This is a genomic window from Streptomyces sp. NPDC054047, assembly GCF_055585065.1.
The window spans coordinates 86,198-105,701 of record NZ_JBVJKV010000015.1 but is presented as its reverse complement, the minus strand read 5'-3'; the positions used below and the strand labels follow the sequence as shown (position 1 = coordinate 105,701).

Sequence of the window (19,504 nt, the reverse complement as noted above, 5' to 3'; positions counted from 1 at the left end):
GCGGCCCGCCCCGCTCTTGAAGTGCGCGGAGTGTGCAGGGGCCGGAGGCGCCAGGCGTACGCCCCCTGCGCACTCCCGTCACCTCACCCGTGCACCCGCGCCAAGTGCCCCACCAGCCGCGGCGAAGCGAACTCCGTGCCGCACACGAAGCGCATCACGGGGCCGTACGACGCCGCCGCCGGAAGGCCCGTGAAGTACAGGCCCGGGACCGACGAGACGTACCCCGCGCCCAGCTTCGGCGTGCCGCGGCTCGTGGCGAGGCGGGCCCGGAGCGCGGGGCCCAGGAAGTCCATCGCGGCGATGTCGACCCGGTAGCCCGTCGCCGCTATGACGTGGTCGGCGGAGAGCTCGCGGTCCCGGCCGCCCAGGGTCTCCACCCGCAGGACGGGGCTGCCGCCCCGGACCTCCGCCGACGTCACACGGCGGACCTCGCGCGTCTCGACCTTGCCCTCGAAGCGCTCGCGCAGCCACCACGCGCCCAGCGGTCCGAGGATGCGGCGGACCAGGAAGTGGCGAGCCTGCGGGGGCAGATAGCGGTAGGGGTGGGGGTAGTAGCTGATCGCGTAGAGCGACCAGGCGCGGCCGAACGGCGACTCGGGGCGCAGCCTCGGCTGCTTCCACGGAGGCTCACCGAAGGCCACCGACCCCTTGCCGCGCGCCACCACCCGTACGTTCGCGCCCGCTTCAGCGGCGAGCGCGGCCGTCTCCAGGGCCGACTGCCCCGCGCCGACCACGATCAGCTCACGCCCCGCGAACCGCGACAGGTCGCTGTGCTGCGAACTGTGCGAGACCGGCCCTGTGGGGGTCGGCCCGTCCGGGGCGGCCGCGGCGAGCGCGGGCGGCAGCTGCGCCAGGCCCGAGAGACCGGTGGCGACGACGACCGCGCGGGCCGTGAACTGCTCGCCGGAGTCCAGCTTCAGGTCGAAGCCCGCCGTGCCCCCGCGGTCGACCGACACGACCCGCACCTGCTCCAGGTCGGGCACGAGTTTCTCCTTGAACCACTCCCCGTAGGCCACGAACGTCTCGATCGGGATGATGTCCTCGTCAGTGACCAGGCGCCGTATCCCCGCCGCGTCGCAGTAGTCCACGAGGTCGTGGCCGCGCTGCGGCGCGTCGATGTTCGAGGCCACCGGGGTCGATTTCAGGAGCATCCCCGCGGGCATGTGCGCGCGCCAGCTCACCATCGGATCGCCGAAGACCCGCACCGGAATGCCGCGCGCCCGCAGGTGGGCCGCGGTGGAGAGGCCGAACGGCCCCGCCCCGATGACTGCTACTGGATGGATCACGAAGTCCCTCCCCAGGACGTCACTTGTTGCGTGTGCCTACTTCGTGTGGTGCCGGGTCCACTGGATTCAGCTGGAACCACTGGATTCAGTTGTGGTGGCGCGCGCCGTGACGCCCGCCGTGACGGGTGGTCAGCTCGCGCTGCTGCCGCGTCTGTTCGTGCGCCAGAGCTGATACAGATGCTTCGCCCCGGGCCGCACGAAGCGCGCGAGCATCGTGAAGAACGGCTTCATGTCGTCCGCCGCGAGCCAGGCAAGCTCCGTGCCGCGCGCGTGCGGGGGCGCGTGCGGTGTGGTGTAGCCACTGCGGCGGTAGGCGAGGAGGGCGGGCAGGTCGATGTTCTCCACGACATACCGATGACCGGCGCGCTGTTCCCCCTCGGGGACCGGGCGGCCCGTCAGATGCAGGTGCATCGCACGGATGACGTCGATCCCCGACTCGTTCTCGAAGAGTCGGAACTGTGCGCCCATGCGGGGGTTGAAGTCGAGCAGTTTGTACTGACCGTCGCGCCGGTCGAAGCGCAGGTCGAGGTCGATGACGCCGGTGAAGCCGATCTGTTTGATGAAACGTGCGGCGAGGTCCGCGAGTTCCGGGTTGTCGACGACGTACGCGTTCGCCGTCATCCCCGCGTGCGGGGGCCAGGAGCGCACCTTGACGCCCGTGAAGATCGCGCGCGGCTCCGAGTCCGCGTCGAAGTACGCGTGCACGATCCAGTCCTCGGCCTGCTCCCTGGGCAGGTACTCCTGGAGTATCACTCCGGGCCGCTCGCCCCAGTCACGGGCGAGGCCGAGCAGGCCCCCGGGGGTCTCTATGCGCGTCGTCCCGTTCACCGCGGGGCGGGAGCGGCGCGTGAACGCCTCGCGGTTCTTGGCGACCACCGGGAAGACCGCCCCGGCGGCGAACTCCACTATGTCGCCGTAGCTCTCGGGGAAGCACGCGGCCGGCGAGGCTATGCCGTGCTCCACGCACAGCTCGTGCAGGCCCTGCTTGCTGGCGAGGCGACGCGGCAACTCCGGCTCCACGCGCGGGAAGAGAAACCCGGCCCCGCCCAGCGCGCCCTGGTGCTCGGCGATGAGGACGGCCGCTTCCTCGTCGGTCGGGATCAGGACCGTGGGCCTGCCGATCCGGCGCGCGACGCGCAGCATCCCCTCGACGAGCCGCTCCGGCTCCTCCGCCCCCGTGGTCGGCCAGGGGAAGGCGCGGGTGAGATGGCGCGAGGCGGCGGCCGGTGTGTAGCGGTCCTCCGTGATCGCGTACATGGGAACGCCGAGCCGCCCGAGGCTGCGGATCGCGCCCACACCTCCGTGGTGCAGCGGATAGTTGCCGAACTTCACGATCAGGCCGGGCACCTCACGGTCCACCGCGAAGGGCACGCTGTAGTTCCTCATGGCCACGGGTCCCCCCACGTGTCCCTCCGTCTGACCCGGACCCACCCCGTCCGCGTCCCCCAAAGGACGCTAAGCCGGAACTGACCACTCCAGCAAGGCTTATTCGGACATTGCGAACTCTTTAGACACTGCCCCAACCGGGGGCTTCCACGTAACGTGTGGCACACCCATATGGAAAGCGAGGCAGGTACGCATGTCCGAGCACACCCCGCTCGATCAGGGCGGAAGCGACCCTTCCGTCCGCTCCGTAAGCGACCCGTTCGCTCTCGCGGAGGGCGATCCCTTCGGGCCGCACAATCTCCCGTACGGCGTGTTCTCCCTGGCCGGGGACGCGCCCGGGACCACGGAGCGCCGGGTCGGCGTACGACTCGGTGATCACGTCCTCGACGCGGGGGCCGCGGCCGCCGCGCTCGGCTCGCCCTACGTCTCGCTGCTCGCCGGGCCCACGCTCAACCCGCTGCTCGCCGCGGGCCGCACGGCCTGGTCCGACGTGCGGCGCGCGCTCACCGCTTGGGTCACGATCCCGGCGCACCGCGAGGTCGTGCGCCCCCTGCTGCACCCGTTGTCCGAGGTCAGGCTGCACCTCCCCTTCGAGGTCGCGGACTATGTGGACTTCTACGCCTCCGAGCACCACGCGACCCACCTGGGGCAGATCTTCCGCCCTGACGCTCCGACCCCGCTGACCCCGAACTGGAAGCACCTCCCCATCGGTTACCACGGCCGGTCCGGCACCGTTGTGGTCTCTGGAACTGAAGTGGTACGCCCGTCCGGGCAGCGCAAGGCTCCCGCGGAGACCGCCCCGGTCTTCGGACCCTCCGTCCGCCTGGACATCGAGGCCGAGGTCGGCTTCGTCGTGGGTACGCCGTCGGAGCTGGGCACCCCGGTGCCGCTCGCGGACTTCCGTGACCACGTCTTCGGCCTGACCCTGCTCAACGACTGGTCGGCGCGCGACATCCAGGCCTGGGAGTACGTCCCCCTCGGGCCGTTCCTCGGCAAGTCCTTCTGCACCTCGGTCTCGGCGTGGATCACCCCCCTCGAAGCCCTGGACGCGGCGCGGGTCGCCCCTCCAGAGCGCACGCACGAACTCCTGCCCTACCTGGACGACTCGGCGGAGTCCGTCGCGGACGAGCCCGCCGGCTACGACCTGCGCATCACCGTGACCCTGAACGGCCACGTCATCTCCGAGCCGCCCTTCTCCAGCGTCTACTGGACGGCCGCCCAGCAGCTGGCCCACATGACGGCGAACGGCGCGTCCCTGCGCACGGGCGACCTGTACGGCTCGGGCACGGTCAGCGGACCTTCCGAGGGCCAGTACGGCTCCCTCATCGAGATCACCTGGAACGGCCGCGACCCGCTTGTCCTTCCGGACGGGAAGCGGACGTTCCTGGAGGACGGGGACGAGGTCACCCTCACGGCATGGGCCCCCGGGCCCGATGGCACCCGGGTGGGCCTCGGCGAGGTTTCTGGCAGGGTCGCCTCGGCGCGGTAGGACTGTCGGCCGGGGGTGAGTTCACCCCCGGCTCCCTCCGCACCTGGTTCGTCTGCGGCGCCACCGTGGCTGGTCGCGCCCACGCGGCGGAGCCGCACATGTCAGAGCCCCGCGCCCCTTTGGGTCGCTGCCCCTCGGCCGCTCAGAAGTCGTCCGGCGGCTCCGGCCACTCCTCCTCCGGCGGCTCCGGGGCCTCCGGCGGCTCCGGGGCCTGCGGGGGCGCTGCGGCCTGCTCGGGCACCGCGGCCTGCGGGGGCGGTGGAGTGGCCGCTCCGCCCAGCTCCGCGAGGACCTCAAGCACGCCCTCTCCGTACGTCGCCAGTTTCTTCTCGCCCAGGCCACTGATGCCGCCCAGCTCCGCGAGCGACGTGGGCCGCAGTGTGGCGATCTCCCGGAGCGTGGCGTCGTGGAAGATCACGTACGCCGGCAGGCCGAGCTCCTTGGCCTGCGCCCCGCGCCATGCCCGCAGCGCCTCGAACACCGGCACCGATTCCGCCGGCAGCTCGGCGACGGCCGCGGCGGACTTCGCCTTCCGCTCCCCCTTCGCGGCCTTCGCCGCGGCGGGCCGCTTGGGCTCCTTGCGCAACCGCACCTCCCGCTCCCGGCCGAGGACCGTGCCGCTCTCCTCGGTCAGGACCAGCGTGCCGTACTCCCCCTCAACCGCGAGCAGTCCCTGGGCCAGCAACTGCCGCACCACGCCCCGCCATTCGGCCTCCGCGAGCTCCTCGCCGATGCCGAAGACCGAGAGCTGGTCGTGGTCGAACTGGATGATCTTGGCAGTCTTCTTGCCGAGCAGGATGTCGATGATCTGGCCCGCGCCGAACTTCTGGCCGCGCTCGCGCTGGAGGCGCACGACCGTGGAGAGGACCTTCTGGGCCGGGACCGTGCCGTCCCAGGTCTCCGGCGGTGTCAGGCAGGTGTCGCAGTTGCCGCAGGACTGCGCGTCCGCGTCCTGGCCGAAGTACGTGAGGAGCTGGACCCGGCGGCACTGGGCGGTCTCGCACAGCGCCAGCATCGAGTCCAGGTGCGAGGCCGCCCGGCGGCGGAACGCCTCGTCCCCCTCGCTGCCCTGGATCATCTTCCGCTGCTGGACGACGTCCTGCAGGCCGTACGCCATCCAGGCCGTGGAGGGCAGGCCGTCACGGCCGGCGCGGCCCGTCTCCTGGTAGTACCCCTCGACCGACTTCGGCAGGTCGAGGTGGGCGACGAACCGGACGTCCGGCTTGTCGATGCCCATGCCGAAGGCGATCGTGGCGCAGACGACCAGGCCCTCCTCCCGCAGGAAGCGGGACTGGTGGGCGGCGCGCGTCCTGCCGTCCAGGCCCGCGTGGTACGGCACGGCCTCGATGCCGTTCTTGCAGAGGAACTCGGCGGTCTTCTCCACCGAGTTGCGCGAGAGGCAGTAGACGATGCCCGCGTCGCCCGCGTGCTCCTCCTTGAGGAAGGACAGGAGCTGCTTCTTCGGCTCGGCCTTCGGCACGATGCGGTACTGGATGTTGGGCCGGTCGAAGCTCGCCACGAAGTGCTTCGCGTCCGGCATGCCGAGCCGCTCGGTGATCTCCCGGTGCGTGGCGTGCGTCGCCGTCGCCGTCAGGGCGATCCGCGGCACGTCGGGCCAGCGCTCGCCGAGCAGCGAGAGCGCCAGATAGTCCGGGCGGAAGTCGTGGCCCCACTGCGCCACGCAGTGCGCCTCGTCGATCGCGAAGACCGAGATCTTGGCGCGGGAGAGCAGATCGAGCGTCCCCTCCAGGCGCAGCCGCTCGGGCGCCAGATACAGCACGTCGAGCTCCCCCGCGAGGAACTCGGCCTCCATCACGCGCCGCTCGTCGAAGTCCTGCGTGGAGTTGATGAACCCGGCCCGCACGCCGAGGGCCCGCAGCGCGTCCACCTGGTCCTGCATGAGTGCGATGAGGGGGGAGACGACCACGCCGGTGCCGGGCCTGACCAGGGCGGGGATCTGATAGCAGAGCGACTTGCCGCCGCCGGTGGGCATCAGCACGACGGAGTCCCCGCCCGCGACCACGTGCTCGATGATCGCTTCCTGCTCACCGCGGAACGCGTCATATCCAAAGACGCGGTGCAGCGTCCGCAGGGCGTCACTCTCCGCCACCGCGCTCTGTACGGTCACCTCGCTCATGCCACTGTTCCCATCCATCGCCCTGCCCCCGTGTGCCGCGCTTCGACCACAGACTCCACGATAGGGCTCCGCACCGACAGCTCCGGCAGTTATCCACAGGCCGCGGCCCGGCACCCCTGTCGGAGGGGATGCCGGGCCGCGGCGAGTAGAACAGGTGGGCTACCGGAGCAGGCGGCTACCGGACGAAGACCCCCGCCTGGTTCGCCAGATCCAGGAAGTACTGCGGGGCCACGCCCAGGACCAGCGTCACCGCCACGCCCACGCCGATCGCCGTCATCGTCAGCGGCGAGGGCACGGCGACGGTCGGACCGTCCGCCTTCGGCTCGCTGAAGAACATGAGCACGATCACACGGATGTAGAAGAACGCCGCGATCGCGGACGAGATCACACCGACCACGACAAGCGCACCGGCGCCGCCCTCGGCCGCCGCCTTGAAGACCGCGAACTTTCCGGAGAACCCGGAGGTCAGCGGAATGCCGGCGAAGGCGAGCAGGAACACCGCGAAGACGGCGGCGACCAGCGGCGAGCGCCGGCCGAGCCCCGCCCACTTCGACAGGTGCGTGGCCTCGCCGCCCGCGTCCCGCACCAGCGTGACCACGGCGAACGCGCCGATCGTCACGAAGGAGTAGGCCGCCAGGTAGAAGAGGACCGACGAGATGCCGTCCGGGGTCATGGCGATGACACCGGCGAGGATGAAGCCCGCGTGGGCGATCGAGGAGTACGCGAGCAGCCGCTTGATGTCGGTCTGGGTGATCGCGACGATCGCACCGGCCAGCATCGTGAGGATCACGACGCCCCACATCACGGGCCGCCAGTCCCAGCGCAGCCCCGGCAGGACCACGTACAGGAGCCGGAGCAGCGCGCCGAAGGCGGCCACCTTGGTCGCCGCGGCCATGAAGCCGGTGACCGGGGTGGGCGCTCCCTGGTACACGTCGGGCGTCCACATGTGGAACGGCACCGCGCCCACCTTGAAGAGCAGGCCCATGACGATCATCGCGGCGCCGATCAGGAGCAGCGCGTCGTTGCCCATGGTGTCGGCGAGCGCCGGGTTCACCGTCTGGATGCTGCCGTCGACGACCTTCGCGATGGTGCCGTACGACACCGAGCCCGCGTACCCGTACAGCAGGGCGATCCCGAAGAGCAGGAACGCCGAGGAGAACGAGCCGAGCAGGAAGTACTTGACGGCGGCTTCCTGCGACATCAGGCGCTTGCGGCGGGCGAGCGCGCAGAGCAGGTAGAGCGGCAGCGAGAAGACCTCGAGGGCGATGAAGAGCGTCAGGAGGTCGTTCGCCGACGGGAAGACGAGCATCCCGCCGATCGCGAAGAGGGCCAGCGGGAACACCTCGGTGGTGGTGAACCCGGCCTTCATGGCGGCCTTCTCGCCCTCGCTGCCCGGTGTGGCACCGGCCTGCGCGGCGAACGAGTCGACGCGTCCCCAAGCTCTCAACTTCGTTCGAGCAGGGGAGGCCCCAACGCCATGCGTCACCGGATCGAGCCGCCGCTCCGCGAAGGTGAAGATCGCCACGAGCCCCGCGAGGAGGATCGTGCCCTGGAGGAAGAGCGCGGGTCCGTCGACCGCGATCGCGCCCATGGCGGCGATGTGCGCCTTCGTCGTGCCGTACCCCGTGGTCGCGAGGCCGACGACCGCGGCGAAGGCCGCGGTGAGGGCGACGACGGCCACGAACACCTGCGCGTAGTAACGGGACTTGCGCGGTACGAAGGCCTCGATGAGGATCCCGAGGACCGCCGCGCCGATGACGATCAACGTCGGTGACAGCTGCGCGTACTCGATCGTGGGAGTGTCGATCTTGTCGATCTGATCTTGGGGCGCCGCGGCCGACGCCATTGTCCACAGGCTGTGGACGGCTGATGCGCTCACTTGGCCGCCTCCACGTCGGGCTTCGGGTCCTTCTGCTGTACGTCGGACATGGTGTGCTTGACCGCCGGGTTCACCAGGTCGGTGAGCGGCTTCGGATAGACACCGAGGCCGATCAGGAGCGCGATCAGCGGTGCGACGACCACGAGTTCACGTACCCGCAGGTCCGGCATGGCCGAGACCTCCGGCTTCACCGGGCCCGTCATCGTCCGCTGGTAGAGGACGAGGGTGTAGAGCGCGGCGAGCACGATGCCGATGGTGGCGATGATCCCGACCACCGGATAGCGCGCGAACGCACCGACCAGGACCAGGAATTCACTGACGAACGGGGCGAGTCCCGGCAGCGAGAGCGTCGCGAGACCGCCGATCAGGAAGGTGCCCGCGAGCACCGGGGCGACCTTCTGCACCCCTCCGTAGTCCGCGATGAGCCGCGAACCGCGCCGCGAGATCAGGAAGCCGGCCACCAGCATCAGCGCGGCGGTCGAGATCCCGTGGTTGACCATGTAGAGCGTCGCGCCGGACTGCCCCTGGGAGGTCATCGCGAAGATGCCGAGAATGATGAACCCGAAGTGCGAGATCGACGCGTAGGCCACCAGGCGCTTGATGTCGCGCTGGCCGACCGCGAGCAGCGCGCCGTAGATGATGCTGACCAGCGCGAGCACGAGGATGACCGGCGTCGCCCACTTGCTCGCCTCGGGGAAGAGCCCGAGGCAGAACCGCAGCATCGCGAAGGTGCCGACCTTGTCGACCACGGCCGTGATCAGGACGGCGACCGGGGCCGTGGACTCCCCCATCGCGTTCGGCAGCCAGGTGTGCAGCGGCCACAGGGGCGCCTTCACCGCGAAGGCGAAGAAGAAGCCGAGGAAGAGCAGCCGCTCGGTGTTGGTCGCCATGTCCAGCGAGCCGTTGGCCCGCGCCTCGGCGATCTCCTGGAGCGAGAAGTTCCCCGCCACCACGTAGAGACCGATGACGGCGGCCAGCATGATCAGGCCGCCGACCAGGTTGTACAGGAGGAACTTCACGGCCGCGTACGAGCGTTGCGCCGAGGCCTTCTCGTCGCTGCCCGCGTGGGCACGGTCCCCGAAGCCGCCGATGAGGAAGTACATCGGGATGAGCATGGCTTCGAAGAAGATGTAGAAGAGGAAGACGTCGGTGGCCGCGAAGGAGATGATCACCATCGCCTCGACGGCGAGGATCAGGGCGAAGAAGCCCTGAGTCGGCCGCCAGCGCGAGGACTTCGTCTCCAGGGGGTCGGCGTCGTGCCAGCCCGCCAGGATGATGAAGGGCATCAGGAGTGCGGTGAGCGCGATGAGGGCGACACCGATGCCGTCCACCCCGAGCTCGTACCGCACCCCGAACTCCGCGATCCAGGCGCGGGACTCGGTCAGTTGGTAGCGGGATCCGTCGGGGTCGAACCGCACGAGCACGGTCACGGCGAGCGCGAGCGTGGCGAGCGACACGAGCAGCGCGAGCCACTTGGCGGCGGTCCGCCGGGCGGCCGGGACGGCCGCCGTGGCGATCGCACCGATCGCGGGCAGGGCCGCCGTCGCTGTCAGCAGAGGAAAGGACATCGGTATCAGACCGCCCTCATCAGCAGGGTCGCGGCGATGAGTACCGCAACGCCGCCGAACATCGAGACCGCGTAGGAGCGGGCATAGCCGTTCTGCATCTTGCGCAGCCGTCCGGAGAGCCCGCCGACCGAGGCCGCCGTGCCGTTGACGACTCCGTCGACCAGGGTGTGGTCGACGTAGACCAGGGAGCGGGTGAGGTGCTCTCCGCCGCGGACCAGGACGACGTGGTTGAAGTCGTCCTGGAGGAGATCGCGCCGGGCCGCCCGGGTGAGCAGCGAACCTCGCGGGGCGGTGACCGGGACGGGCTTGCGGCCGTACTGGACGTAGGCCAGGGCCACACCGATGAGCAGGACCACCATGGTGGCGCCGGTGACCGTGGTGGCGCTCAGCGGCGAGTGGCCGTGGTCGTGGTGGGTGACCGGCTCCAGCCAGTGCATGAAGCGGTCGCCGATACTGAAGAAGCCACCGGCGAAGACCGACCCGAAGGCGAGCACGATCATCGGGATCGTCATGGACCTGGGCGACTCGTGCGGGTGCGGCTCGTTGCCGTCCGCGTCCGGCTGCCAGCGCTTCTCTCCGAAGAAGGTCATGATCATGACGCGCGTCATGTAGAACGCGGTGATCGCGGCGCCGAGCAGCGCTACCGAGCCGAGGATCCAGCCCTCCGTGCCGCCCTTGGCGAACGCCGCCTCGATGATCTTGTCTTTGGAGAAGAAGCCGGACAGACCGGGGAAGCCGATGATCGCCAGATAGCCGAGCCCGAAGGTCACGAAGGTGACCGGCATGTACTTCCTGAGGCCGCCGTACTTCCTCATGTCGACCTCGTCGTTCATGCCGTGCATGACCGAACCGGCCCCGAGGAAGAGCCCGGCCTTGAAGAAGCCGTGCGTCACCAGGTGCATGATCGCGAAGACGTAGCCGATGGGGCCGAGGCCCGCGGCCAGGATCATGTACCCGATCTGGGACATCGTCGACCCGGCGAGGGCCTTCTTGATGTCGTCCTTCGCGCAACCGACGATCGCACCGAAGAGGAGCGTGACCGCACCGACGACGGTGACGACCAGCTGCGCGTCCGGTGCGGCGTTGAAGATCTCGCCGGAGCGGACGATCAAGTACACGCCCGCGGTCACCATCGTCGCCGCGTGGATGAGGGCCGAGACCGGGGTCGGGCCCTCCATCGCGTCGCCGAGCCAGGACTGGAGCGGCACCTGGGCCGACTTGCCGCAGGCCGCGAGCAGCAGCATCAGGCCGATGGCCGTCAGCTTGCCCTCCGACGTCTCACCGGTGGCCTCCAGGACAGGACCGAAGGCGAAGGTCCCGAAGGTGGTGAACATCAGCATGATGGCGATCGAGAGGCCCATGTCGCCGACCCTGTTGACCAGGAAGGCCTTCTTCGCGGCGGTGGCCGCGCTGGGCTTGTGCTGCCAGAAGCCGATCAGGAGGTACGAGGCAAGGCCGACGCCCTCCCATCCGACGTACAGGAGGAGGTAGTTGTCGGCGAGGACCAGGATGAGCATCGCCGCGAGGAACAGGTTCAGGTAGCCGAAGAAGCGGCGGCGCCGCTCGTCGTGCTCCATGTACCCGATGGAGTAGATGTGGATCAGTGTGCCGACACCGGAGATCAGCAGGACGAACGTCATCGACAGCTGGTCCAGCTGGAAGGCGATGTCCGCCTGGAAGCCCTCCACGGGGATCCAGCTGAACAGGTGCTGCGACAGGGAGCGCTCCTCGGCGCCCTTGCCCAGCATGTCGGCGAAGAGCACGACGCCGACGACGAAGGAGGCGGCCGCGAGCAGCGTGCCGAGCCAGTGGCCCACACGGTCCAATCGCCGCCCGCCGCACAGCAGTACGGCCGCTCCGAGCAGAGGCGCCGCTACGAGCAGCGCGATCAGGTTCTCCACTTTTCAGCGACCCCTTACAGCTTCATCAGGCTGGCGTCGTCGACCGAGGCCGAGTGACGGGAGCGGAACAGCGACACGATGATCGCGAGGCCGACCACGACTTCCGCCGCGGCGACGACCATCGTGAAGAACGCGATGATCTGGCCGTCGAGATTGCCGTGCAGCCGGGAGAAGGCGACAAAGGCGAGGTTGCACGCGTTGAGCATCAGCTCGATACACATGAAGACCACGATCGCGTTCCGCCTGATCAGCACGCCGGTGGCGCCGATCGAGAACAACAGCGCCGCAAGATACAGGTAGTTGACCGGATTCACTTCGACGCCTCCTCGCTCTTGGGCGACCGCTCGAGGCGCTCCGTGGAGCGCTGTTCGAGGGCCCGCAGGTCGTCCAGCGCCTCGGCGGACACATCGCGGATCTGGCCGCGCTCACGCAGCGTCTTGTTGACCGTGAGCTCCGACGGGGTGCCGTCGGGGAGCAGTCCGGCGACGTCCACGGCGTTGTGCCGGGCGTAGACACCGGGGGCGGGCAGCGGCGGGAGGTGCTTGCCGCGCACGCGCTCCTCGGACATCTCGCGCTGCGTCTTGGCGCGCTCCGTGCGCTCGCGGTGGGTGAGCACCATCGCGCCGACGGTGGCGGTGATGAGCAGTGCGCCGGTGATCTCGAAGGCGAAGACGTACTTCGTGAAGATGCTCTCGGCGAGGCCCTCCACGTTGCCGCCCGCGTTCGCCTTGCCGAGGCCCGCGAACTCGTTCACCGAGGCGTTCCCGATCCCCGCGAAGAGCAGGATGGCGAAGCCGAAGCCGCAGAGGCCGGCCAGCCAGCGCTGCCCCTTGATGGTCTCCTTCAGGGAGTCGGCGGCGGTGACACCGACGAGCATGACCACGAAGAGGAAGAGCATCATGATCGCGCCGGTGTAGACGACGACCTGGACGATGCCCAGGAAGTACGCCCCGTTGGCGAGGTAGAAGACCGCCAGGATGATCATGGTCCCGGCGAGGCAGAGCGCGCTGTGCACGGCCTTCTTCATGAGGATCGTGCACAGGGCGCCGATCACGGCGACCGTGCCGAGCACCCAGAACTGGACGGCCTCACCGGTGGATGTGGTGTAGGCGGCGAGCTGCGTCATCGGCGGATCACCTTCTCCGACGCGGGCTCGGAGTCCCCGAAGGTGGAGGCGGCCTCCTGGGGCGTCTCCCCCTTGGAGACGGCGACTTGGGGAACCGTGCCGGGCGCCGCTTCCGTCACCAGACCGCGGTAGTAGTCCTGCTCATCCGTGCCCGGGAAGATCGAGTGCGGTGACTCGACCATGCCTTCCTCCAGGCCGGCGAGCAGCTGCTCCTTGGTGAAGATGAGCTTCTCGCGGCTGCTGTCGGCCAGCTCGAACTCGTTCGTCATCGTCAACGCGCGCGTGGGGCACGCCTCGATGCACAGGCCGCACAGGATGCAGCGGGCGTAGTTGATCTGGTAGACGCGGCCGTACCGCTCGCCCGGGGAGTAGCGCTCCTCCTCGGTGTTGTCCGCGCCCTCCACATAGATCGCGTCCGCGGGGCAGGCCCAGGCGCAGAGCTCACAGCCGATGCACTTCTCCAGGCCGTCCGGATGGCGATTGAGCTGGTGCCTGCCGTGGAAGCGGGGAGCGGTGGTCTTCTCCTGCTCCGGATACTGCTCGGTCAGCCGCTTCTTGAACATGGCCTTGAAGGTCACGCCGAAGCCCGCTACGGGGTTCTGGAACCCCTGCTTCGATTGGTTCGACTCGTGCTGCGACTGGTGTGACTCTTTCTTCGACTCAGCCATCGGACGCCTCCTTTCCGTCACTGCGGGTTCCGTCACTTTGAGTATCCGGCCCACCACTGACAATCAACTCCCGCTCCTGGCGCGAGCGTCGGCGCGGCACGGGCGGCAGACTCTGGCCGGGCAGCGGCGGAACCGGGAATCCGCCCGCCATCGGGTCGAAGGCGACCGGCTCCTCCTCGGCTGCCGCTTCCTTCTCGCGCTTGTCGCGGAAGATGTCGACGACCACGGAGAGCAACAGGAGCGCGATGACCCCGCCGCCCACATAGAGCGCGATCGAGGTGAAGTCGTACTCCTCGTTCCGCATCGCCCTGACCGTCGCCACGAGCATCAGCCAGACGACCGAGACCGGGATCAGGACCTTCCAGCCGAGCTTCATCAGCTGGTCGTAGCGGACGCGTGGCAGCGTGCCGCGCAGCCAGATGAAGAAGAACAGCAGCAGCTGGACCTTGATCACGAACCAGAGCATCGGCCACCAGCCGTGGTTCGCGCCCTCCCAGAAGGTGCTGATCGGGTACGGGGCCCGCCAGCCGCCCAGGAAGAGGGTGACCGAGACCGCCGAGACGGTGACCATGTTGACGTACTCGGCGAGCATGAACAGCGCGAACTTGATCGACGAGTACTCGGTGTTGAAGCCGCCGACGAGGTCGCCCTCGGACTCCGGCATGTCGAACGGCGCGCGGTTGGTCTCACCGATCATCGTCACGATGTAGATCAGGAACGAGACCGGAAGCAGCAGGACGTACCAGCGGTCCGCCTGCGCCTCCACGATCGCCGAGGTCGACATCGACCCGGAGTAGAGGAACACCGAGGCGAACGCGGCGCCCATCGCGATCTCGTACGAGATCATCTGCGCGCAGGAGCGCAGGCCGCCCAGGAGCGGATAGGTCGAACCGGAGCTCCAGCCCGCGAGCACGATGCCGTAGATGCCGACCGAGGCGACCGCGAGGATGTAGAGCATCGCGATCGGCAGGTCGGTGAGCTGCATCGTCGTACGCTGGCCGAAGATCGAGATCTCGTTGCCCGCGGGCCCGAAGGGGATCACCGCGATGGCCATGAAGGCCGGGATCGCCGCGACGATCGGGGCAAGGATGTAGACCACCTTGTCCGCGCGCTTGACGATCAGGTCTTCCTTGAGCATCAGCTTGATGCCGTCCGCGAGGGACTGCAGCATGCCCCAGGGGCCGTGCCGGTTGGGCCCGATGCGCAGCTGCATCCAGGCGACGACCTTGCGCTCCCAGACGATGGAGAAGAGCACCGTCACCATCAGGAACGCGAAGCAGAAGACCGCCTTGACGGCCACCAGCCACCACGGGTCACGGCCGAACATGGACAGGTCTTCCGCCGCAAGCGGCACCATGTGGTGCATCACGACGTCACCTCCGGGGCCTCAGAGGGCTCCGGCAGGAGCGCCGGGCCGATGCGGACGAGGTCGCCGGGGCGCGCGCCGGTGTCGGAAGTGACGCCTCCCCCGGTCGAGTTCAGCGGCAGCCACACCACGCGGTCGGGCATCTCGGTGACCTGGAGCGGCAGTTCCGTCGCCCCCGCGGGGCCGGTGACCGCGAGGACGTCGCCGTCCTTGACGCCCGCCTCGGCCGCGGTGGCCGCCGAGAGCCTGGCGACCGCGGCGTGCCGCGTGCCGGCGAGCGCCTCGTCGCCCTCCTGGAGGCGGCCCTGGTCGAGCAGCAGCCGGTGCCCCGCGAGAACGGCCTCTCCGGAAGCGGGCCGTGGCGGCTGAGCCGCCGTCTCCTGGGGGTCGCCGACGTGCTGGCCGTCCCAGCCGCCGAGCCGGTCCAGCTCGCGCCGGGCGCTCGCCAGGTCGGGCAGACCCAGGTGCACGTCCCCGGCGTCGGCCAGCATGTGCAGCACACGCGCGTCCGTCGGGGCCAGCGTGCGCGTCATCTGGTCCGGCTTGAGCGCGGCGTCGAACATCCGCGCCCTGCCCTCCCAGTTGAGGAAGGTGCCGGGCTTCTCCGCGACCGCCGCCACGGGCAGTACGACGTCGGCGTGCTCGGTGACCTCGCTGGGCCGCAGCTCCAGGGAGACCAGGAAGCCGACCTCGGAGAGAGCTTCACGCGCGCGTGCCGGGTCGGGAAGGTCGGCGACCTCCACGCCCGCCACGAGCAGCGCACGCAGTTCGCCGGTGGCCGCGGCCTCGATGATCTGGCCCGTGTCGCGGCCGTAGCGGTGCGGGAGTTCGGCGACGCGCCAGGCGGTGGCCACCTCGTCCCGCGCGCGCGGGTCGGTGGACGGACGCCCGCCGGGCAGCAGCGAAGGCAGCGCGCCCGCCTCGACGGCGCCGCGCTCCCCCGCCCGGCGCGGAATCCACACCAGGCGCGCACCGGTCGCGGACGCGGCCCGTACGGCGGCGGTGAGCCCGCCCGCCACGGCGGCGAGCCGCTCGCCGACCACGATCACCGCGCCCGAAGTGCGCAGCGCATCGGCCGCCTTGGCACCGTCACCCTCGAGACCGGCTCCGCCGGCCAGGGCGTCGAGCCACTGCGTCTCGGTGCCCGGAGCAGCGGGCAGCAGCGTGCCGCCCGCCTTCTCCAGGCCCCGGGTCTGATGCGTCGCGAGCGAGAACGTCCGCTGGCCGTGCTTGCGCCAGGCCTTGCGCAGACGCAGGAAGACCCCGGGCGCCTCCTCCTCGGACTCGAGCCCGACGAGCAGGACGGCGGGTGCCTTCTCCACCTCCGCGTACGTGACTCCGGTGCCGTCGAGATCCCGGCCCCGGCCCGCGACCCGGGCGGCGAGGAAGTCGGCCTCCTCGCTGCTGTGCACGCGCGCGCGGAAGTCGATGTCGTTCGTGTCGAGCGCCACGCGCGCGTACTTGCTGTACGCGTAGGCGTCCTCCACGGTGAGGCGACCGCCGGTCAACACACCGGCCCGGCCGCGCGCGGCGGCGAGCCCGGTGGCCGCGGCCTCGAGCGCCTCGGGCCAGCTTGCGGTCTCCAGCTCACCTGTCGCGGAGTTGCGCACCAGCGGCGTGGTGAGGCGATCCGGCTTCTGCGCGTAACGGAAGCCGAAGCGCCCCTTGTCGCAGAGCCACTCCTCGTTGACCTCGGGGTCGTCGGCGGCGAGGCGCCGCATGACCTTGCCGCGCCGGTGGTCGGTGCGCGTCGCGCAGCCGCCCGCGCAGTGCTCGCAGACCGACGGCGACGACACCAGGTCGAAGGGCCGGGAGCGGAAGCGATACGCCGCCGAGGTCAGCGCGCCGACCGGGCAGATCTGGATGGTGTTGCCGGAGAAGTACGACTCGAAGGGGTCGCCCTCGCCCGTGCCGACCTGCTGGAGCGCGCCGCGCTCCAGCAGCTCGATCATCGGGTCGCCCGCGATCTGGTTGGAGAAGCGGGTGCAGCGCGCGCAGAGCACACACCGCTCGCGGTCGAGAAGCACCTGCGTGGAGATCGGCACCGGCTTCTCGAACGTCCGCTTCTTGCCCTCGAAGCGGGTGTCCGTGTCGCCGACCTGCATCGCCTGGTTCTGCAGGGGGCACTCGCCGCCCTTGTCGCAGACCGGGCAGTCCAACGGGTGGTTGATGAGGAGCAGCTCCATCACACCGCGCTGGGCCTTCTCGGCGACCGGCGAGGAGAGCTGCGACTTCACGACCATGCCGTCGGTGCAGGTGATGGTGCAGGAGGCCATCGGCTTGCGCTGGCCCTCCACCTCGACGATGCACTGGCGGCAAGCGCCCGCGGGATCGAGCAGCGGGTGGTCGCAGAACCGGGGGATCTCGATGCCGAGGAGCTCGGCGGCCCGGATCACCAACGTCCCCTTCGGGACGCTGATCTCGATGCCGTCGATCGTCAGCGACACGAGGTCTTCCGGCGGAACGGCCGGCTCGCCCCCTCCGGAGGGAGCGCTGTTGGTGGTCACTGTCATGCGTTCACCTCCGAATGTGCGGCGGGCCGGTCGGCCCAGAGAGTCGACTTGGCCGGGTCGAAGGGGCAGCCCTTGCCGGTGATGTGCTCCTCGTACTCCTCGCGGAAGTACTTGAGCGAGGAGAAGATCGGCGAGGCGGCGCCGTCACCGAGGGCGCAGAAGGACTTGCCGTTGATGTTGTCGGCGATGTCGTTCAGCTTGTCCAGGTCGGACATGACGCCCTTGCCGGCCTCGATGTCGCGCAGCAACTGCACCAGCCAGTACGTTCCTTCGCGGCAGGGCGTGCACTTGCCGCAGGACTCGTGGGCGTAGAACTCGGTCCAGCGCGTGACCGCCCGCACGACGCAGGTCGTCTCGTCGAAGCACTGGAGCGCCTTCGTGCCCAGCATCGAACCGGCGGCGCCCACGCCCTCGTAGTCCAGGGGGACGTCGAGGTGCTCGTCGGTGAACATCGGCGTCGAAGACCCGCCCGGCGTCCAGAACTTGAGCCGGTGGCCCGCCCTGATCCCGCCGCTCATGTCGAGCAGCTGGCGCAGCGTGATGCCCAGCGGCGCCTCGTACTGACCGGGGCTCGTGACGTGGCCGCTCAGCGAATAGAGCGTGAAGCCGGGGGACTTCTCGCTCCCCATCGACTTGAACCAGTCTTTTCCGCGATTCAGGATCGCGGGAACCGACGCGATGGACTCGACGTTATTGACGACAGTGGGGCATGCGTAGAGGCCCGCGACAGCAGGGAAAGGGGGACGCAGTCGCGGCTGGCCACGGCGGCCTTCGAGCGAGTCGAGCAGCGCGGTCTCCTCACCACAGATGTACGCGCCCGCGCCCGCGTGCACGGTGAGTTCGAGGTCGATTCCGCTGCCCAGGATGTTCTCGCCCAGGAATCCCGCCTCTTTCGCCTCACGCACGGCCTCGTGCAGCCGTCGGAGCACGGGGACGACTTCACCACGCAGGTAGATGAAGGCATGCGACGAGCGGATCGCGTAACAGGCGATCACAATGCCCTCGATGAGGCTATGCGGGTTCGCGAAGAGGAGCGGGATGTCCTTGCAGGTCCCCGGCTCCGATTCGTCGGCGTTGACAACTAGATAGTGAGGCTTTCCGTCTCCCTGCGGAATGAACTGCCATTTCATTCCGGTGGGGAATCCCGCGCCGCCCCGGCCGCGCAGACCGGAGTCCTTCACGTACGCGATGAGGTCGTCCGGCGCCATGGCCAGGGCCTTGCGCAGACCCTCGTACCCCTCGTGCCGCCGGTAGGTCTCCAGCGTCCAGGACTTCTCCTCGTCCCAGAACGCCGAGAGCACCGGCGCGAGCAGTTTCTCGGGGCTTGTCTCGTGGTCGATCTCGGCTGCCAAGGTCATCACTCCCCCTCCTCGGCGGTCGGTCCGGCCGGGTGGGCCGGGTCGGATGCCGAGGTCTCCTGCGGTGCGTCGTGCGAGCTGAGGTGCTCGGCAGGCGCCTCGTCCTGCGGACCGCCCGTGCGCGGGTGGACCACGCGCGGCTGCGGCAAGTCGCCCTTGGCCAGGCGGAGTCCGATCAGCGACGCGGGGCCCGCGCCGCCGCTCGCCTCGACGGCGCCCGCGCGCTCGTCCGGGAATCCGGCCAGAATCCGGGCCGTCTCCTTGTACGTGCACAAGGGGGCGCCGCGGGTCGGCTCGACCTGCACGCCCGCGCGCAGGTCGTCGACGAGCCGCTTGGCGGTCTCGGGAGTCTGGTTGTCGAAGAACTCCCAGTTGACCATCACGACGGGGGCGAAGTCGCAGGCCGCGTTGCACTCGATGTGCTCCAGCGTGACCTTGCCGTCCTCCGTGGTCCCTTCGTTGCCGACCCCCAGGTGCTCCTGGAGCTGCTCGAAGATCGCGTCGCCGCCCATGACGGCGCACAACGTGTTGGTGCAGACGCCGACTTGGTAGTCGCCGGAGGGCTTGCGCCGGTACATCGTGTAGAAGGTCGCGACCGCGGTGACCTCGGCGGTGGTCAGGCCGAGCACCTCCGCGCAGAAGGCCATGCCCGTGCGCGTGACGTAGCCCTCCTCCGCCTGCACCAAGTGCAGCAGCGGGAGCAGCGCGGACCGGGAGTCCGGGTAGCGGGAGATGACCTCCTTGGCGTCCGCGTCGAGCCTGGCCCGTACGTCGGCCGGGAAGTCGGGGGCGGGGAGTTGGGGCATGCCCAGGCTGACGCCCGTGCC

General features: G+C 69.6%; 14 protein-coding genes. 1 reads left to right on the top strand and 13 read right to left on the bottom strand.

The annotated features are described in order from the left end of the window. Nucleotides 1–83: 83 nt before the first annotated feature. Together ACZ6ZP_RS38715 and ACZ6ZP_RS38710 are read right to left on the bottom strand one after the other, a co-directional pair. Nucleotides 84–1,286: an FAD-dependent oxidoreductase gene (locus ACZ6ZP_RS38715; protein ID WP_351170260.1), complete on the bottom strand. Its 1,203-nt coding sequence runs from the start codon at nucleotides 1,284–1,286 to the stop codon at nucleotides 84–86. A gap of 129 nt (nucleotides 1,287–1,415) precedes the next feature. After that, nucleotides 1,416–2,672: a carboxylate--amine ligase gene (locus ACZ6ZP_RS38710; RefSeq protein WP_366461877.1), complete on the bottom strand. Its 1,257-nt coding sequence runs from the start codon at nucleotides 2,670–2,672 to the stop codon at nucleotides 1,416–1,418. 193 nt (nucleotides 2,673–2,865) lie between these two features. Between ACZ6ZP_RS38710 and fahA the strand changes: the two genes are divergently transcribed. After that, nucleotides 2,866–4,161 carry a fumarylacetoacetase gene (fahA, locus tag ACZ6ZP_RS38705; protein WP_351170254.1) on the top strand — a complete coding sequence of 432 codons (1,296 nt, stop codon included), beginning with the start codon at nucleotides 2,866–2,868 and terminating at the stop codon, nucleotides 4,159–4,161. Nucleotides 4,162–4,303: 142 nt separating this feature from the next. On the opposite strand, the gene recQ is transcribed toward fahA, so the two are convergent. The 11 genes from recQ to nuoE form a co-directional block, all read right to left on the bottom strand. Further along, nucleotides 4,304–6,298, bottom strand: a complete 1,995-nt coding sequence (gene recQ / locus ACZ6ZP_RS38700) for a DNA helicase RecQ (RefSeq protein ID WP_469410286.1) — start codon at nucleotides 6,296–6,298, stop codon at nucleotides 4,304–4,306. Between the two features lie 175 nt (nucleotides 6,299–6,473). Further along, entirely contained in the window at nucleotides 6,474–8,177 is a 1,704-nt protein-coding gene (nuoN, locus tag ACZ6ZP_RS38695; RefSeq protein ID WP_351170248.1) for an NADH-quinone oxidoreductase subunit NuoN, read from the bottom strand. Next, on the bottom strand, nucleotides 8,174–9,745 hold the full coding sequence (locus tag ACZ6ZP_RS38690) for an NADH-quinone oxidoreductase subunit M (protein WP_351170245.1): 1,572 nt from the start codon (nucleotides 9,743–9,745) through the stop codon (nucleotides 8,174–8,176). Before ACZ6ZP_RS38690 ends, nuoN begins: the two co-directional genes overlap by 4 nt. A gap of 5 nt (nucleotides 9,746–9,750) precedes the next feature. After that, nucleotides 9,751–11,646 carry an NADH-quinone oxidoreductase subunit L gene (gene nuoL, locus ACZ6ZP_RS38685; RefSeq protein WP_351170242.1) on the bottom strand — a complete coding sequence of 632 codons (1,896 nt, stop codon included), beginning with the start codon at nucleotides 11,644–11,646 and terminating at the stop codon, nucleotides 9,751–9,753. 14 nt (nucleotides 11,647–11,660) lie between these two features. Next, entirely contained in the window at nucleotides 11,661–11,960 is a 300-nt protein-coding gene (gene nuoK / locus ACZ6ZP_RS38680) for an NADH-quinone oxidoreductase subunit NuoK (RefSeq protein WP_249588397.1), read from the bottom strand. Next, entirely contained in the window at nucleotides 11,957–12,772 is an 816-nt protein-coding gene (locus tag ACZ6ZP_RS38675) for an NADH-quinone oxidoreductase subunit J (protein ID WP_351170238.1), read from the bottom strand. Before ACZ6ZP_RS38675 ends, nuoK begins: the two co-directional genes overlap by 4 nt. Next, nucleotides 12,769–13,440 (bottom strand): NADH-quinone oxidoreductase subunit NuoI, encoded by a 672-nt coding sequence (gene nuoI, locus ACZ6ZP_RS38670; RefSeq protein WP_351170235.1) that lies wholly within the window; start codon nucleotides 13,438–13,440, stop codon nucleotides 12,769–12,771. Before nuoI ends, ACZ6ZP_RS38675 begins: the two co-directional genes overlap by 4 nt. Next, nucleotides 13,433–14,797, bottom strand: a complete 1,365-nt coding sequence (gene nuoH / locus ACZ6ZP_RS38665; protein ID WP_351170446.1) for an NADH-quinone oxidoreductase subunit NuoH — start codon at nucleotides 14,795–14,797, stop codon at nucleotides 13,433–13,435. Before nuoH ends, nuoI begins: the two co-directional genes overlap by 8 nt. 8 nt (nucleotides 14,798–14,805) lie before the next feature. Then, nucleotides 14,806–17,319 carry an NADH-quinone oxidoreductase subunit G gene (locus tag ACZ6ZP_RS38660; protein ID WP_383820311.1) on the bottom strand — a complete coding sequence of 838 codons (2,514 nt, stop codon included), beginning with the start codon at nucleotides 17,317–17,319 and terminating at the stop codon, nucleotides 14,806–14,808. Next, nucleotides 17,316–18,680: an NADH-quinone oxidoreductase subunit NuoF gene (nuoF, locus tag ACZ6ZP_RS38655; RefSeq protein ID WP_351170229.1), complete on the bottom strand. Its 1,365-nt coding sequence runs from the start codon at nucleotides 18,678–18,680 to the stop codon at nucleotides 17,316–17,318. Before nuoF ends, ACZ6ZP_RS38660 begins: the two co-directional genes overlap by 4 nt. Next, nucleotides 18,677–19,483: an NADH-quinone oxidoreductase subunit NuoE gene (nuoE, locus tag ACZ6ZP_RS38650; RefSeq protein WP_351170443.1), complete on the bottom strand. Its 807-nt coding sequence runs from the start codon at nucleotides 19,481–19,483 to the stop codon at nucleotides 18,677–18,679. The genes nuoF and nuoE overlap by 4 nt, the downstream gene beginning before the upstream one ends. Between the last annotated feature and the right edge of the window lie 21 nt (nucleotides 19,484–19,504).